Annotated in this window: 14 protein-coding genes; 8 read left to right on the plus strand and 6 right to left on the minus strand. The window is 72.9% G+C overall.

Annotated features, from left to right (window positions below; genetic code table 11):
* Positions 1 to 52: 52 nt before the first annotated feature.
* Positions 53 to 787: an ANTAR domain-containing protein gene (locus AC6CH6_RS11770; protein ID WP_498255259.1), complete on the minus strand. Its 735-nt coding sequence runs from the start codon at positions 785 to 787 to the stop codon at positions 53 to 55.
* A gap of 226 nt (positions 788 to 1,013) precedes the next feature.
* On the opposite strand from AC6CH6_RS11770, the gene AC6CH6_RS11775 reads away from it, so the two are divergent.
* Positions 1,014 to 2,297: a glycosyltransferase 87 family protein gene (locus tag AC6CH6_RS11775; protein WP_498255260.1), complete on the plus strand. Its 1,284-nt coding sequence runs from the start codon at positions 1,014 to 1,016 to the stop codon at positions 2,295 to 2,297.
* Positions 2,290 to 3,504, plus strand: a complete 1,215-nt coding sequence (locus AC6CH6_RS11780) for an MFS transporter (RefSeq protein WP_498255261.1) — start codon at positions 2,290 to 2,292, stop codon at positions 3,502 to 3,504. Before AC6CH6_RS11775 ends, AC6CH6_RS11780 begins: the two co-directional genes overlap by 8 nt.
* Positions 3,505 to 3,529: 25 nt before the next feature.
* Here AC6CH6_RS11780 and AC6CH6_RS11785 read toward each other — a convergent pair whose 3' ends face one another.
* The 5 genes from AC6CH6_RS11785 to AC6CH6_RS11805 all read right to left on the minus strand — a co-directional run bounded on the left by AC6CH6_RS11785 (position 3,530) and on the right by AC6CH6_RS11805 (position 7,364).
* Complete coding sequence (locus tag AC6CH6_RS11785; protein ID WP_498255262.1) at positions 3,530 to 4,282, minus strand: PIG-L deacetylase family protein; 753 nt, start codon at positions 4,280 to 4,282, stop codon at positions 3,530 to 3,532.
* A gap of 101 nt (positions 4,283 to 4,383) precedes the next feature.
* Entirely contained in the window at positions 4,384 to 5,064 is a 681-nt protein-coding gene (locus AC6CH6_RS11790) for a signal peptidase I (RefSeq protein WP_498255263.1), read from the minus strand.
* A complete protein-coding gene (locus AC6CH6_RS11795; RefSeq protein WP_498255264.1) occupies positions 5,061 to 6,050 on the minus strand; it encodes a hypothetical protein in 990 nt (329 codons plus the stop codon). Before AC6CH6_RS11795 ends, AC6CH6_RS11790 begins: the two co-directional genes overlap by 4 nt.
* A gap of 26 nt (positions 6,051 to 6,076) precedes the next feature.
* On the minus strand, positions 6,077 to 6,664 hold the full coding sequence (locus AC6CH6_RS11800; RefSeq protein WP_498255265.1) for a hypothetical protein: 588 nt from the start codon (positions 6,662 to 6,664) through the stop codon (positions 6,077 to 6,079).
* Positions 6,665 to 6,773: 109 nt separating this feature from the next.
* On the minus strand, positions 6,774 to 7,364 hold the full coding sequence (locus AC6CH6_RS11805; protein ID WP_498255266.1) for an alternate-type signal peptide domain-containing protein: 591 nt from the start codon (positions 7,362 to 7,364) through the stop codon (positions 6,774 to 6,776).
* Between the two features lie 397 nt (positions 7,365 to 7,761).
* On the opposite strand from AC6CH6_RS11805, the gene fdhD reads away from it, so the two are divergent.
* From fdhD to AC6CH6_RS11835, 6 genes are all read left to right on the plus strand, one after another.
* The gene (fdhD, locus tag AC6CH6_RS11810) at positions 7,762 to 8,619 is read left to right on the plus strand and encodes a formate dehydrogenase accessory sulfurtransferase FdhD (RefSeq protein ID WP_498255267.1); all 858 of its coding nucleotides are present in this window, start codon (positions 7,762 to 7,764) and stop codon (positions 8,617 to 8,619) included.
* A 40-nt stretch (positions 8,620 to 8,659) separates the two neighbouring features.
* Entirely contained in the window at positions 8,660 to 9,394 is a 735-nt protein-coding gene (locus AC6CH6_RS11815) for a glutamine amidotransferase (RefSeq protein WP_498255268.1), read from the plus strand.
* A gap of 174 nt (positions 9,395 to 9,568) precedes the next feature.
* The gene (locus tag AC6CH6_RS11820; protein ID WP_498255269.1) at positions 9,569 to 10,885 is read left to right on the plus strand and encodes an ABC transporter substrate-binding protein; all 1,317 of its coding nucleotides are present in this window, start codon (positions 9,569 to 9,571) and stop codon (positions 10,883 to 10,885) included.
* A gap of 64 nt (positions 10,886 to 10,949) precedes the next feature.
* Complete coding sequence (locus tag AC6CH6_RS11825; protein ID WP_368812881.1) at positions 10,950 to 12,071, plus strand: carbohydrate ABC transporter permease; 1,122 nt, start codon at positions 10,950 to 10,952, stop codon at positions 12,069 to 12,071.
* Entirely contained in the window at positions 12,068 to 12,964 is an 897-nt protein-coding gene (locus tag AC6CH6_RS11830; protein ID WP_498255270.1) for a carbohydrate ABC transporter permease, read from the plus strand. Before AC6CH6_RS11825 ends, AC6CH6_RS11830 begins: the two co-directional genes overlap by 4 nt.
* On the plus strand, positions 12,964 to 14,418 hold the full coding sequence (locus AC6CH6_RS11835; RefSeq protein WP_498255271.1) for a GH1 family beta-glucosidase: 1,455 nt from the start codon (positions 12,964 to 12,966) through the stop codon (positions 14,416 to 14,418). Before AC6CH6_RS11830 ends, AC6CH6_RS11835 begins: the two co-directional genes overlap by 1 nt.
* The last annotated feature ends 35 nt before the right edge of the window (positions 14,419 to 14,453 follow it).

Genomic DNA, 14,453 nt, shown 5'->3' on the forward strand with positions numbered 1-14,453 from the left:
ACGCGGCCACGGTCCCTCCGCGGGAACGCAGCGGTGCCCGCCGGAGGAGTGCTCAGGTGTCGAAGTGGGTGGTGGCCGGGCCCTGTCCGACGGTGGCGACCAGCTCCGCGGCCAGGTCGCGCAGCTTGACGTTGCGGTGGCTGGAGGCGGACCGGAGGATGTCGAAGGCCTGCTCCTGGGTGCAGCGGTTCTGGCCCATGACGATGCCCACGGCGAGGTCGATGGTGGTGCGCGAGGCCATGGCCGCCTTCAGGTCCGCCTCGGCGTCCCGGTGCTTCTCCATCCGCACGGCCAGGCGCAGCGCGCTGGAGGCGGAGGCCACCTCGCGCTGGATGACCTCGATCGTCGCCGGGTCGAACTTGTGCGGACGGTCGGCGTAGACGTCCAGGGCCGCGGCGGCCTCGCCGGCGAGGTCCAGGGGCACCCCCAGGGCGGAGAGGACGCCGTGGGCGGCGGCGGCCCGGCCGTACTCGGGCCACCGGGGGTCGGATCGGGTGTCCGGGACGTGGACCAGCCGGTTCTCGCGGGACGCCGTGAGGCACGGCCCGTCACCGTAGTGGTACTGGATCTCGTCCAGGGCCTCGGCGGCGGGGCTGGAGGAGGCCACGGTGGAGGACCGCTTCGGCCGGAGCAGGGTGACGGCGCACCACACCTCGTCCCCGTCGGTGGACAGGGCCTGGGCGATGCGGCCCGAGAGGGCGTCGAGGAAGGACGCGATGTCCTCGCTCTCCAGCAGCAGCTCGTGCAACTGGTCCGTCGGTGTGCCGCCCGTGTCGTGCTCCGTCATGGTCCTCCTCCGGTGCTCGCGGCAGGCACGCGGTCCCGGTGCCCGGGGTCCGTGCCGTCGCGGTGTCTCCGACGTGTCAGGGTCCATCATGCCGTGTTCCCGTCCCGGTCGGTCCCGGCCCCGGGCCGACCGGGACGGGGGAGGGGGCCGGGCGGGCTTAGAGTGGGGGCCGCAACCTCCGCCCGCGTCCGCTCCGGCACGCACCGACCCGAGAACTGAGGCCCTGGTGAGCGTTCCGTCCGCCGCCGTCGCGTCCCGCACCGGACGCTCGACGGCGCTGACCGGTCTGGTGTGGCTGCTGCTGGCGGGCGTGCTGGTGCGGTCCGTGTGGCTGGTCCTCGACAGCAGCATCGACCTGGACGTCTACCGGCTCGGCGGGATGGCCGTGGTGGACCGGCACGGCTTCGACGACGAGCTCTACGGCCCCGGGCTCAGCCCGGACGGCGACGGCGGGCTGCCGTTCACCTACCCGCCGTTCGCGGCGCTGCTGTTCGTGCCGCTCGCCTTCCTCCCCGAGCGGCTCACCGAGCTCGCCCTGGGTCTCGCCTCGATGGGCGTCGCCGCGGTCCTCTCGGCCGTGCTCCTGCGCCGGGCGGCCGCCCGCGACCGGCCGCTGCCCCTGCAGGCCCTGCTGGGCCCCGCCACCGCCGTGGCCGCCGGCACCGCCGTGCTGCTGTGGTCGGGGCCGTGGATGCGCAACGTGGGTCTCGGGCAGATCAACGCGCTGCTCATGGCCCTGGTGCTCTACGACCTGCTGCGCACCCGCGACGACACCCTGCTGGGCCGGATCCCGCGCGGGTTCTGGATCGGGCTGGCCGCCGGCATCAAGCTGACCCCCCTGGCGTTCGGGCTGGTGTTCCTGGTGCGCGGGCAGCTGCGGCCGATCCTCACGATGGGCCTCACCTTCGCCGCGACCGTGCTGATCGGGTTCCTGGCGCTGCCGCGGGACGCGGTCGTGTTCTGGACCGAGGCCGTGCTCAGCGACGAGCGCGTCGGCGACACCGCGTACGTCGACAACACCTCGCTGCAGGGGGTGCTCCTCCACCTCGGCGTCCCCGGGGAGCCGGAGCCCCTGCTGCGCGGGGTCCTGCTCCTCGGCGCGGTGGTGGGCGTCGCCCTGCTGATCCGGGTCCTCGCCGCCCGGGGGATGATCCTCTCCGTGGTGGCGGTCAACGCCCTCCTCATGCTCTACCTGTCCCCGGTCACCTGGTCCCACCACCACGTGTGGTGGGGGCTCGTGTACACGGCGCTGTGGGTCGAGGCGTGGCCGGCGTTCCTCCGGGACGGTCCGCGCCGGCTCGCCCTGGTGCTGGGCGGGGTCGCCCTGGTGGGCCTGTACGTCGGGCCGATCCGCTGGGACGCGTGGCTGGGACCCTTGGGCGTCTCCGGCCCGGCGATCGACGCCGTGGCCGCGCTGCCCTATCTCGCCCTGTTCCTGCTCCTGGGCCTGTGGGTGGTCACCGGGCTGCGGGCCGGGGCCCGAGAGAACCGCGGGGCCGGTCGTGGCTGAGCCCGGCGGCTGGACCGGCTACGACCGCGGCAGCCGGGGCTACCGCCGGGTGCTGCTGGCGCTGCTGTGCGCCGGCGTGGCGACGTTCGCCCAGCTCTACTCCGTGCAGGGCGTGCTGCCCCTCCTGGCCGCGGACCTCGGGATCGACGCCGCGCGGGCCTCCCTGGGCGTCTCCGCCGCGACCTTCGGCCTCGCCGTGGGCGTCCTGCCGTGGTCCGTGGTCTCCGACCGGTGGGGCCGGCTGCGGACCATGGTCATGGCCGTCGTCTCCGCCACGGTCCTGGGGCTCGTCATGCCCCTGGCGCCGAGCTTCGAGGCGGTGGTGGCGCTGCGCTTCGCGGAGGGCATCGCCCTGGGCGGGATCCCCGCCGTGGCCATGGCCTACCTCGCGGAGGAGCTCGACCGCCGGCACGCCGCCGTGGCCGCCGGCACCTACGTGGCGGGCACCAGCCTGGGCGGCCTCGCCGGGCGCATCATCGCCGCACCCGTGGGCGACGCGTTCGGCTGGCGGACCGGCACGATCACCGTGAGCGTGCTCGCTGCGCTCGCCGCCGTGGTCTTCGTCCTGATCGCCCCGCGCCAGCGCGGGTTCGTGCGCCAGACCGTCCGGCTCACCGGGCCGGCCGGGCTGCTCGGGCGGCTGCGGGCGAACCTCGCGGACCGCGGTCTGCTGGTGCTCTACCTGCAGGGCTTCCTGCTCATGGGCGGGTTCGTGGCGATCTACAACTATCTGGGCTTCCACCTCGGCGAGGAGCCGTTCGGGGTGTCCCAGACCGTGGTGAGCCTCCTGTTCCTCGCCTACCTCTCGGGCACCTGGTCCTCCGGGACGGCCGGCCGGATCGCGGCGGCCCACGGGCGCCGGGTGGTCCTCGCGAGCAGCGGGACCGTGATGCTCGCCGGGCTGCTGGCCACGCTGGTGCCGTCGATCCCCGTGATCGTCGTGGGGCTGCTGCTGTTCACCGCCGGCTTCTTCGCCGCGCACGCCGTGGCGTCCGGGTGGGTCCCGGTGCGCTCCCGCACCGGCAAGGCGCAGGCCTCGTCCCTCTACACGCTCTTCTACTACGCGGGCTCGTCCGTGCTGGGCACGGCCGGCGGGGTCTTCTACACGGTCACCGGCTGGGCCGGGGCCGTCGGTTTCGTGGCGGCCCTCGTGGTCCTCGCCGTGCTGCTGGTGCTCCTGGTCCTCCGGGAGCCCGAGCCGGCCTGACCGCTCCGCGCCGGCGGAGCCGGGCTCAGTCCTCGGTGCCGCCCCACTGCAGGGGGAGCACCTCGAAGGAGCTCGCGAGCGGCACCCCGAGCCGCTCGCCCACGGCGGCGGCGTTGCCCCGCAGGAAGGCGTCCGGGTCGAAGTCGGTCCAGCCCAGGCCCTCGAGGTAGGCGCTGTGCGCACGCAGGGACTCCACGCCGGCGTCGAAGGTCTCCGTGACGTCCGCCGCGTGCCGGGCGGCGGGCGAGGCCGCCGCCCACACCGCCAGCACATCGGGCCACGGCTGCAGGCCCGTCTCGACCTGCTCCGGGAAGACCCACCGGTTGCCGGCGTCCCGCACGGCGTCCAGGGTGGCCCGGCCCGTGGCGATGTGGTCGGCCTGGTTCAGGTTGGTGGCGCCGTCCCAGGTGTCGCGGAAGTTGTTGGTGATCACCACGTCCGGGCGGTGCCGGCGGACCACCTCCGCGATCCGGCGCCGCAGCGCCACCCCGTACTCGAGCACCCCGTCCGGCAGGTGCAGGAACTCCACCTGCTCCACGCCCACGACCCGGCAGGACTCCCGCTGCTCCGCCTCCCGCAGCGGACCGCACTGCTGCGGCTCGAGGCCGTCGATGCCGGCCTCCCCGCTGGTGACGAGGCAGTACACCACGTCCTTGCCCTGTCCGGTCCAGCGGGCCACGGCCGCGGCGGCGCCGAACTCCATGTCGTCCGGGTGCGCCACCACCACCAGGGCGCGCTGCCAGTTCTCGTCGACGTGCGTGAGCGGGGTCTCGGTCATGGTCCCCATCATGGCCCCGCCGCCGGGGACCGGCAACGGCGGCTCGCCCGGCGTCGATGCTCCGGCAGGGCGCGCCGGCCCCCGGGCGAGCGCTGCGCCGCTCAGCGGCCGGCGGCGGCGGGCACCAGCGGCAGCGCCTCCGTCGGGGCCTCCGCCGGGGACGCCTGCTCCCCGGCCGGGAGCTGCTCCGCCACGCCGTCGGCGCCGTGGTCCCTCTCCGCGCCCCAGTCCGCGTCCGTGCTCTCGTCCGTGGGCCGGGCGCGGTCCCGGACGGCGCCCACGAGCTGCCACAGCGCGTAGCCGAACAGCGCCGCGGCGACCAGCACGATCCCGCTGCGCTTCTGCTCCGCGTCCAGGAGGGTGGCGGCGTAGCCCGCCCAGGGCACGTGGTACTTCACCAGGCCGCGCAGCTGGGTGGCGGTGACCTGCTCCGCGTCCGGGGCGGCGTTGGCGTCGCCCTGCGTCGTGAAGCTGCGCCGCCCCTCGCCGTCCACCGCGACGCCCACGATCCGGTGGGTCACGAGGGTCGGGTCCTCCGGACGGGGCATGAACGTCACGACGTCCCCGGTGCTCAGCCCCGCGGCGTCGTCCTCGCCCTCGAGCGGGGCGACCACGACCTGGCTGCCGGTCGGGACGGTCGGCTCCATCGAACCGGAGAGCACCGTCAGGGGCACCCAGCCGAGCGCGAGCGGGAGGACGACGACGGCGAGCAGCAGCGCGGCCACCGCGGCCAGGGCGAGCGCGAGCAGCGGGTGGAGGGTCTTGCGGAGCACGGTGGTCATGACGGGAGTCCTTCACAGTTGATGTGGCCGCTCTTGCCGGGGGCCTTGACTGTCCACCCATAGACGCTGTCCACAGAGGAGGTTCCTGTGTCGGCGAACACGGCTCGGACGAGAACCTGGTAGTCCTGGCTGGACGAGTGGTTCGTTCCCAGGAGCTCGGCAGCGGAGATCCGGGCCTCCCGGGCGGTCGAGCTCGTCACGGTCTTCACCAGCGTGGAGGCCTCCGCGGTGCCCACGGGCCGCACGCGGACCTCCCACCGCACGACGGCGGGAACGCCGGGGCCGCCGGTCCAGGACCACCGGAGCTGTGCGGCGCTGTTGTCCGCACCGCAGCGCGCCGCGTCCTGCGCCGTCGGGCGGTCGGGTGCGGTCACGGGGGGCTGCTCTCCGGGAGGCGCCTCCACGGTGAACGGCACCGTCCAGGAGCGGGTCGTCGACCAGGTGCCGTCCCCGAGGGTGCTGGCCTCCACCGTGGTGACGACCTGCAGCACCTTCGCGTCGAGCGCACGGAGCGCGTCCACGGCGACGGCGTCGGTCGAGACGGTCAGGCACACCCCCGCGGCCCGGTCGTGCTCCAGGGGCGCCTGCGTCCCGCCGTCGACGCGGGCCGGGGCGGATCCGCCGGGTGCGGTGGCGGTCCACTCGTCCGGCGCCGCGCCGTCGTCGCAGGCCGTGCCGGTGCGGTAGGCGAAGCGCATGCCCGCCGGCGCGGCCACGGACTGCCCGGTGGAGTCCACTAGGGAGACCTGCGCCGGCCGGTACCGGACGTCGAAGCCGGACGTGCTGGTAAGGGTCGCGGCGCCTCCGGCGCCCTCGACCCCGGCGATCTCGAAGCCGATCCGGCCCGTGGTCATGGTGGGCACCTCGGCCAGGGCGGTGGCGGACCAGCGGGCGTGGGTCCCGCCGTTCGGGGTCGTGAGCACGATGACGGCGAGCAGGACGAGGACGCCGAGCACGTAGGCCGTGGGGGTGCGGTACTGGCTCATGGGAGCTCCTGGGGGAGGGGGGGAAATCAGTGCTGGGTGAGGGCGACCGTGAGCGGACCCGGGGCGACGGCCGTGCCCTGGGCGGAGGGGTCCGGGGGCACCTCGTAGGAGACGGTGACGTCGTAGACCGCGCCGTCGTGGGCCGAGGACACCGTCCAGGAGGACGGCCCGGGGTGCGGCAGCGCGCCGGAGACCGGCACCAGCTCGACGCGGGGGACGACCGCGCCGCCGGCCGGCACCCCGGGATCGACCGTGAGGGTCGCGGTGAGGTTCGCGCCCTCAACGTCGAGGACGGCGCGGGTCGTGACGACGACCGTGTCGCCGGGGGCCAGCGCGGACAGGGCGTCCGCCGCTCCGGGGAGGTCGGTGGTCACGCGCCGGAGGGCACCGGTGGCGGGATCGACGTCGGTGCGGTGGAGGGTCGCCCGCGCGGGCTCCAGCGCCACGTCGAGGGTGCCGGTGCTGACGGCCTGTGTCTCGAGCGGGGCCGTGTCGGACCACCGGGCGGCCGTCCCGAGGCTGTTGCCGAGCAGCGTCAGCGCCAGGAGCGCGGCCGCGGCGGCGGCGAGAGCGCGGCCGGCGGTCGAGGGGCGGGAGCGAGGAGTGCGCGTCATGGGAGCCTCTGGGGGTGAGACGGAGCGAGCCGGGGTGCGAGGGGCAGTGCACCCCGGTGCGGCGTCGTCGCCGCACCGGGGCCGTCCGGGGCCGGTCGGCCCCGGACGGTCACTGCTGGGTGAGCACGAGCTTGGTGCCGCTCAGCGACTTGGACACGTTCTCGCCGTTGCTGCCGGTGGTCATGTCCGCGTTCCAGGTGAACGTGGCGACAGCCGTCACGGTGTCCCCGTTGTCGTCCGCGGTGATCGGGAACGCGTCCTTGACCGACTTGTCTCCGCTGGTCAGGGTCACGTCGTAGGACACGTAGCCGGCCCGCTCCAGTGCGGCGATCTCCTGCTGCAGCTGTGCCGGGAGCTCGAGCTTCAGGGACCCTCGCAGCTTGTCGCCCTCCGCGATGACCTTGGTCGAGGCGTGGAGCGCGATGGTGTCGCCGGGGACGATCTGGTACTTGGCCGGGTCGATGGTGGTTCCGGCACCGTCCTTCCAGGCCACTGTGGTGTCTGCCATGGAGAGCTCACCCGCGGTGATGATGTCCTGCGAGGCGATGGCCTGCTCCTCGAACCACTTGGAGAAGGTGCCGCCGCCGGCGGCGAGGAGGCCGACGGCCACGGCGCCGGCCAGGACGGCCTTGCCGGCCCGCCGGTTCCGGGCGGCCTTCGCGGTGGACTCGGACAGGGGGGTCTGCGCTGCAGTGTTCATGGTTCCGCCTTCGAGCGAGAGAGGGGTGAGAGGAGAGGCCGCGCGGGATCGGTGCGCGTGTGGTGCCGGGCATCCGGTGGGGTGTCCGCGGAGGCGGCGTGCACCCGGTCCCCCCGGATCACGGGGGACGGGGTGCACGCTGCGACGGCCGCGCCTCGGCGCGCCGGCCCGTGGAACCGCAGTGGATCGCCCGGGGGATCCGCCGGCAGCCCTGCCGCCGAATTCCCTTGACACGTCAACTCTAGACAAAAGTCTATGAATAAGAACAGAACTTCCCTGTCCCCACTTCGCCCGACGTTACTGTCCGGTAATAGCACCGCTTCGGCTCCCGCGGGCCGCGCCCATAGGATGCCGGGGGAGGGCTCCCACCCGGTGGAGCCGGGACCGGAGGACCGCCATGACCCGAGCTTCCCAGCGGCGCCGCGTGCACCGGTACACCGCCGACGGCGGCGGGACCGGACGCGCGGACACCCTGGCCGGCGAGGAGCCCCTGGAGATCCGGCTCGACGGCAGGCCGTTCACCGTCACGATGCGCACCCCGGGTCACGACTTCGACCTCGTGGCCGGGTTCCTCGTCTCCGAGGGCGTGGTGCGGACTCCGGCCGAGATCGTGCAGATGGACTACCGCAGCGGCATCGGACCGGACGGGCAGCGGACCTACAACGTGGTGGAGGTGCGGCTCGCGCCGGGGGTCGCCCTGCCGGACACCTCCATGGAGCGGCACGTCTACACGTCGTCGTCGTGCGGGGTCTGCGGCACGGCGTCCATCGAGGCCGTCACCAAGGTCTCCTCGTTCGACCCCGCCGCGGACCGGACCGGGCTCTCCGTGCCCGCGCTGCTCGCCCTGCCGGACCGGCTGCGCACCGGGCAGAAGCTGTTCTCCACGACCGGCGGCGTCCACGCCGCGGGGCTCTTCCGCTTCCCGGACGGTCCCGACGGCGACGGTGCCGGCGAGCCCGAGCTGCTGTGCGTGCGGGAGGACGTGGGGCGGCACAACGCCGTGGACAAGGTGGTGGGCTGGGCCCTGCGCGAGAACCTCCTGCCCCTGGGCTCCACCGTGCTCCAGGTCTCGGGCCGCGCCTCGTTCGAGCTGGTGCAGAAGGCGTACATGGCCGGCGTCCCGGCGCTCGCGGCCGTCTCGGCGCCCTCGGCCCTTGCCGTGGACCTCGCGGAGCAGACGGGGGTCACCCTGCTCGGCTTCAGCCGCGGCACCTCCTTCAACGCCTACGCGCACCGGGAGCGCCTCGTCCCCTGAGTGGGCGGGGGAGCGCCCCGCCGCTGGCTACGATGGGGTCATGAAGCCCTTCCTGCTGCTCGCCACCCGCGCCGAGGACGACGTCGCGGACGAGGAGTACGAGACCATCTGCCGCTTCAGCGGCCTGCAGGAGAGCCACCTCCACCGGGTCCGGCTGGAGGCCGGGCCCATGCCGCCGATCGACCTCGAGCGCTACTCCGGGGTCGTCATCGGCGGGTCCCCGTTCAACTCCTCCGACCCGCCGCAGCGGAAGTCCGAGGTGCAGCGGCGGGCCGAGTCCGAGATGCGGGACCTGCTCGACGAGGTCGTCGCCCGGGACTTCCCGTTCCTCGGCGCCTGCTACGGCGTCGGCACCCTCGGCACGCACCAGGGCGGGATCGTGGACCGCACCCGCGGCGAGGAGATCGGCGTCATCGAGGTCACGCTGACCGAGGAGGGGCTGCGGGACCCGCTGCTCCGGGAGTTCCCGCCGGCGTTCCACGGGTTCGTGGGGCACAAGGAGGGCACGCGCACCCTGGCGCCCGCCGCCGTCCTGCTCGCGACCGGCGCGGACTGCCCTGTCCAGATGTTCCGGATCAAGCAGAACCTCTACGCGACCCAGTTCCACCCCGAGCTCGACGCCCCCGCCCTGCTCCGCCGGATCGAGGCGTACAAGGAGCACGGGTACTTCCCGCCGGCCGAGGCCGAGGACGTCAAGGACCGGATCCGCACGGGGCCGCCCGTGACCGAGCCCGAGAAGATCCTCGCCGCCTTCGTGGACCGCTACGCCCGCTGACGCGCCGCGGACGGGCCCGTCCCGTCCTCCCCGCACGACGCGGAGCGACTTCCCCGAAATCTGAGAGAGCGCTCTCTTGACGGTGTGAGCCACGGCACATACAGTCGAGGCACAGGAGAGAGAGCGCTCTCTCGAGAGCAGCTCCTCTCCAGCCCTTCACACCAAGGAGTGACCGTGGGACACACGCGACTCAAGCGAACGACAGCCCTGGCGGGTGCGGCGGCACTGGCAGCCGTCGCCACGGGGTGCGGCGGGGGCGGAGGCGAGCCGGCCAGCGCCGACAACCCCGTCGAGCTCACCGTCACCACCTTCGGGACCTTCGGCTACGACGACCTCTACGGCGAGTACGAGGAGCTGAACCCGGGCGTGACCATCAAGGCCACGAACATCGACCGCGGCTCGAACGCGCGCACGGACGCCTTCACCAAGATCGCCGCCGGGTCCGGGCTCAGCGACGTCACCGCCATCGAGGAGGGCTGGCTCGGCTCGATCATGGAGGTCTCCGACCAGTTCGTCGACCTCAACGAGCACGGCGCGGCCGACATCAAGGACAACTGGGTGCCGTGGAAGTTCGAGCAGGGGACCGACCCCGAGGGCCGCGTCATCGGGTACGGCACCGACATCGGCCCCCAGGGCCTCTGCTACAACGGGAAGCTCTTCGAGGAGGCCGGTCTGCCCAGCGACCGCGAGGAGGTCGCGGAGCTCTTCGGCGGGGACGACGCCACCTGGGAGACCTACTTCGAGCTCGGCCGCGAGTACGAGGAGACCACGGGCAAGGCCTGGTACGACCAGTCCGGCTTCGTGTGGAACTCCATGGTCAACCAGCTCGAGGAGGGCTACTACACCGCCGACGGCGAGCTGAACGTGGAGGGCAACGAGCAGCTGCGCGAGCGCTTCGACCTGCTCGCCGCGGGCACGCTCGACGGCCTCTCCGCCAACCAGACCCAGTTCGACTGGGGCAACGGCCAGGCCTTCGTGGACGGCTCCTTCGCGACCTTCGTCTGCCCCGGCTGGATGCTCGGCACCATCGAGGGCCAGCTCGAGTCCGCCGGCGGCGGCGAGGGTAGCGGGTGGGACTTCGCCGACGTCTTCCCGGGCGGCGCCTCCAACTGGGGCGGCGCGTTCCTCTCCGTCCCGGAGACCTCCGAGCACCCGGAGGAGGCGGCGAAGCTCGCGGCCTGGCTGACCGCGCCCGAGCAGCAGGTCAAGCAGTCGGCCAAGGCGAACAACTTCCCCAGCACCATCGAGGCCCAGGAGAAGCTGGTCGAGGACGCCGAACCGAACCCCGTGTTCAACGACGCACCCACCGGGGTGATCCTCGCGTCCCGCGCCGAGGGGGTCGTCGCCCAGTTCAAGGGCCCGCACGACTCCGTGATCCAGGAGAACGTCTTCCTGCCGCCGCTGAAGCGCCTCGACGCCGGGACCGCCACGGCCGACGAGGCCTGGGACGAGGCCCTCGCGCTTCTCGACGACCTGGTCGTCAACAACTAGCAGGACCCGGCCACGGGGCCTCCGGAATCCGCCGGAGGCCCCCTCACGGAAGCGCGAGACCCTCATGACCACGACAGCCCACCGTCCCGCCGCCGCGGCGCCCGCCGCGCCGGCGCCGAGTCCGCCCCGGCCGACCCGCAGACAGCGGCTCATCGTCCTGGACCTGAAAGCCTCCCCCTACCTGTACATCGCGCCCTTCTTCGTCCTCTTCGGAGTGGTGGGGCTCTTCCCGCTCGGGTACACGTTCTTCGTCTCGCTCTTCGACTGGCACCTGCTCACCGGCCGGGGCGAGTTCGTGGGGACGGGCAACTTCACCGAGGTGCTGCGGGACCGGTTCTTCTGGAACTCGCTGTTCAACACGGTGAGCATCTTCCTGCTCTCGAGCATCCCGCAGCTGGCGGCCGCGGTGCTGATCGCGGCGGTCCTGGACCAGAACCTGCGCGCCAGGACGCTGTGGCAGATGAGCGTGCTGCTGCCCTACGTGGTCACCCCGGTGGCCGTGGCCATGATCTTCACGAACATGTTCGGCGAGCAGTACGGGCTCATCAACAACATCCTCGGCAGCTTCGGGGTCGACCCGATCCTGTGGAAGAACGAGACGCTGCCCAGCCACATCGCCATCGCCGCCATGGTCAACTGGCGCTGGACCGGCTACAACGCGCTGATCCTGCTCGCGGCGATGCAGGCGGTGCCCCGGGACCTGTACGACGCCGGCGCGATCGACGGCGCGGGCCCTCTCCGCCGGTTCTTCAGCATCACCCTGCCGAGCATCCGTCCCACGATGGTGTTCGTGATCATCACGACCACCATCGGCGGACTCCAGATCTTCACGGAGCCGAGGCTCTTCGACCCCGTGGCCGCGGGCGGCACGCAGCGCCAGTTCCAGACCACGGTCCTCTACCTCTGGGAGATGGCCTTCCAGCGGCAGAACTTCGGCAAGGCCGCGACCATCGCCTGGCTGCTCTTCCTCCTCATCCTGCTCTTCGGCCTGGTCAACTACCTGGTCTCGCGCCGCATCGCGACGGCGTCCGACGGGGGGAGACCGCGGCGCAGGACCGGGCGCGGGGCCGGTCGGCGGCGGAGGCCGCGTGCGGTGGACGCCGTCGTCCCCGACGCGGCGGCGAACACCGGCACCGGGGCGCCACGGGCGGCCGCAGCACCGACGACCACGAGGAGGACACGATGACCGTCACCGGCGCACCCACGAGGACCAGGACGCGGCGGCCGCGGGCGGTGCCCCTGCGGCGGCGGATCTTCGGGGACGGGCACCGCCCCGGCTTCCTCACCTACGGCCTGCTCTCCGCGTTCTTCCTGGCCAGCGCCTATCCGCTGTGGTGGTCGGTGATCATCGGCAGCCGCTCCAACGAGGCCCTCGGGCGCACCTGGCCGCCGCTGCTGCCGGGCGGCAACTTCTGGACGAACGTGGGCGAGGTCTTCGACACCATCCCCTTCTGGCTCGCCCTCGGCAACAGCGTGCTCATCTCGGGGATCATCACCGTCTCGGTGGTCACGTTCTCCACCCTCGCCGGGTACTCGTTCGCCAAGCTGCGGTTCAAGTGGCGCGACGGCCTCATGGTCGCGGTCGTCGCGACCATGGCCATCCCCACGCAGCTCGGCATCATCCCGCTGTTCATGATCATGCGCGAGCTCGGCTGGACCGGCGAGATCGGGGCGGTCGTCGTGCCCACCCTCGTCACGGCGTTCGGCGTGTTCTTCATGCGCCAGTACCTCGTGGACGTCATCCCCGACGAGCTCATCGAGTCGGCCCGGATGGACGGGGCGTCGATGATCTCCACCTTCTGGCACGTCGCGCTCCCCGCGGCCCGCCCGGCCATGGCCATCCTCGGCCTGTTCACCTTCATGACGGCGTGGACCGACTTCCTGTGGCCGCTGCTGGTCCTCGACGCGAGCAACCCCACCCTGCAGACGGCGCTGAGCCAGCTGCAGTCGGCCCGCTACGTGGACTACTCGATCGTCCTCGCCGGCGCCGTCATGGCCACGCTTCCCCTCCTGGCGCTCTTCGCCGTCGCGGGCAGACAACTCATTTCCGGAATCATGCAAGGAGCAGTGAAGGGCTAATGCCGAACAACGCAGAAGACGCAGCCGTGCACCACCGCAGCTGGCCCGAGGGCTTCCTCTGGGGCTCGGCCACCGCCGCGGCCCAGGTGGAGGGCGCCGGGCACGAGGGCGGCAAGGAGGACTCCGTCTGGGACGCCTTCGCCCGGCTGCCGGGCGCCGTGGCCCACGGCGACACCCTGGAGGACGCCGTGCAGCACTACCACCGGATGCCCGAGGACGTGCGGATCATGAAGGAGCTCGGGCTCGGCTCCTACCGCTTCTCCACGAGCTGGGCGCGGGTGCGCCCCGGTGACCGGGCCCCGAACCCCGAGGGCCTGGACTTCTACTCCCGCCTGGTCGACGAGCTGCTCGAGGCCGGCATCCTGCCCTGGCTGACCCTGTACCACTGGGACCTGCCGCAGGCGCTCGAGGAGAAGGGCGGGTGGGCCCACCGGGACACCGCGCACCGCTTCGTCGAGTACGCCGACGACGTGCACTCGGTGCTCGGCGACCGGGTGCGGCACTGGACCACGTTCAACGAGCCCTTCTGCTCGTCGCTGCTCGGCTACGCGGCCGGGGTCCACGCGCCCGGACGGCAGGACCCCCGGGCCGCCGTCGCCGCCGTGCACCACCAGCACCTGGCCCACGGCCTCGCGGTCGAGCACCTGCGGTCCCGCGGTGCCGAGCACCTGGGCATCACCCTCAACCTCAGCAACTCGATCCCGCGGGACCCCTCGGACCCGGTGGACCTCGACGCGGCCCGGCGGTTCGACTCCCTGCAGAACCGCCTCTTCCTGGACCCGATCCTGCGCGGCGCGTACCCCGAGGACACCCTGGTGGACCTGGACCGGTTCGGCCTCCGCGACCTCGTCCGGGACGGTGACCTCGCGACCATCGGGGCGCCCCTCGACTTCCTCGGCGTGAACCACTACCACGACGACCTCATCAGCGGGCACCCGGAGGCCTCCGGCGGCGACGGCCACTCCGGCGGCGCGAGCCGTCCCACGTCCTCGTGCTGGATCGGCTCCGAGGACATCGCGTTCCCGAGCCGCGGCCTGCCGCGCACGGCGATGGACTGGGAGGTGAACCCGGACGGGCTGCGGAAGCTCCTGGTGCGCCTGGGCGAGGAGTACCCCGCGCTCCCGCCCCTGTACGTCACCGAGAACGGCGCCGCCTACGACGACGTCGTCAGCGACGACGGCGCCGTCCACGACACGGAGCGCACCGAGTTCGTCCTCGGCCACATCGCGGCCGTGGGGGAGGCCATCGACCAGGGCGCGGACGTCCGCGGCTACTTCGTGTGGTCGCTGCTGGACAACTTCGAGTGGTCGTGGGGCTACGGCAAGCGCTTCGGCGTGGTCCGGGTGGACTACGGGACGTTCGAGCGCACCGTCAAGGACAGCGGTCGCGCCTACGCCGGGGTCATCGCCGCCGCCGCGGACCGCACGCCGGTGGCCCCGTCCACGGGCGCCTAGCATTGATGCCAGCCCACCCGCCGAGAGCACCGGAG

The organism is Kocuria sp. GQ42 (assembly GCF_059758435.1).

What these genes read in the sequence shown, in the direction of transcription:
- AC6CH6_RS11815 (WP_498255268.1), top strand. Translation starts at nt 8,660, where the DNA reads ATGAAGCCCTTCCTGCTGCTCGCCACCCGCGCCGAGGACGACGTCGCG.
- AC6CH6_RS11800 (WP_498255265.1), bottom strand. Translation starts at nt 6,664, where the DNA reads ATGACGCGCACTCCTCGCTCCCGCCCCTCGACCGCCGGCCGCGCTCTC.
- AC6CH6_RS11785 (WP_498255262.1), bottom strand. Translation starts at nt 4,282, where the DNA reads ATGACCGAGACCCCGCTCACGCACGTCGACGAGAACTGGCAGCGCGCC.
- AC6CH6_RS11805 (WP_498255266.1), bottom strand. Translation starts at nt 7,364, where the DNA reads ATGAACACTGCAGCGCAGACCCCCCTGTCCGAGTCCACCGCGAAGGCC.
- AC6CH6_RS11835 (WP_498255271.1), top strand. Translation starts at nt 12,964, where the DNA reads ATGCCGAACAACGCAGAAGACGCAGCCGTGCACCACCGCAGCTGGCCC.
- AC6CH6_RS11795 (WP_498255264.1), bottom strand. Translation starts at nt 6,050, where the DNA reads ATGAGCCAGTACCGCACCCCCACGGCCTACGTGCTCGGCGTCCTCGTC.
- AC6CH6_RS11825 (WP_368812881.1), top strand. Translation starts at nt 10,950, where the DNA reads ATGACCACGACAGCCCACCGTCCCGCCGCCGCGGCGCCCGCCGCGCCG.
- fdhD (WP_498255267.1), top strand. Translation starts at nt 7,762, where the DNA reads ATGACCCGAGCTTCCCAGCGGCGCCGCGTGCACCGGTACACCGCCGAC.
- AC6CH6_RS11830 (WP_498255270.1), top strand. Translation starts at nt 12,068, where the DNA reads ATGACCGTCACCGGCGCACCCACGAGGACCAGGACGCGGCGGCCGCGG.
- AC6CH6_RS11790 (WP_498255263.1), bottom strand. Translation starts at nt 5,064, where the DNA reads ATGACCACCGTGCTCCGCAAGACCCTCCACCCGCTGCTCGCGCTCGCC.
- AC6CH6_RS11770 (WP_498255259.1), bottom strand. Translation starts at nt 787, where the DNA reads ATGACGGAGCACGACACGGGCGGCACACCGACGGACCAGTTGCACGAG.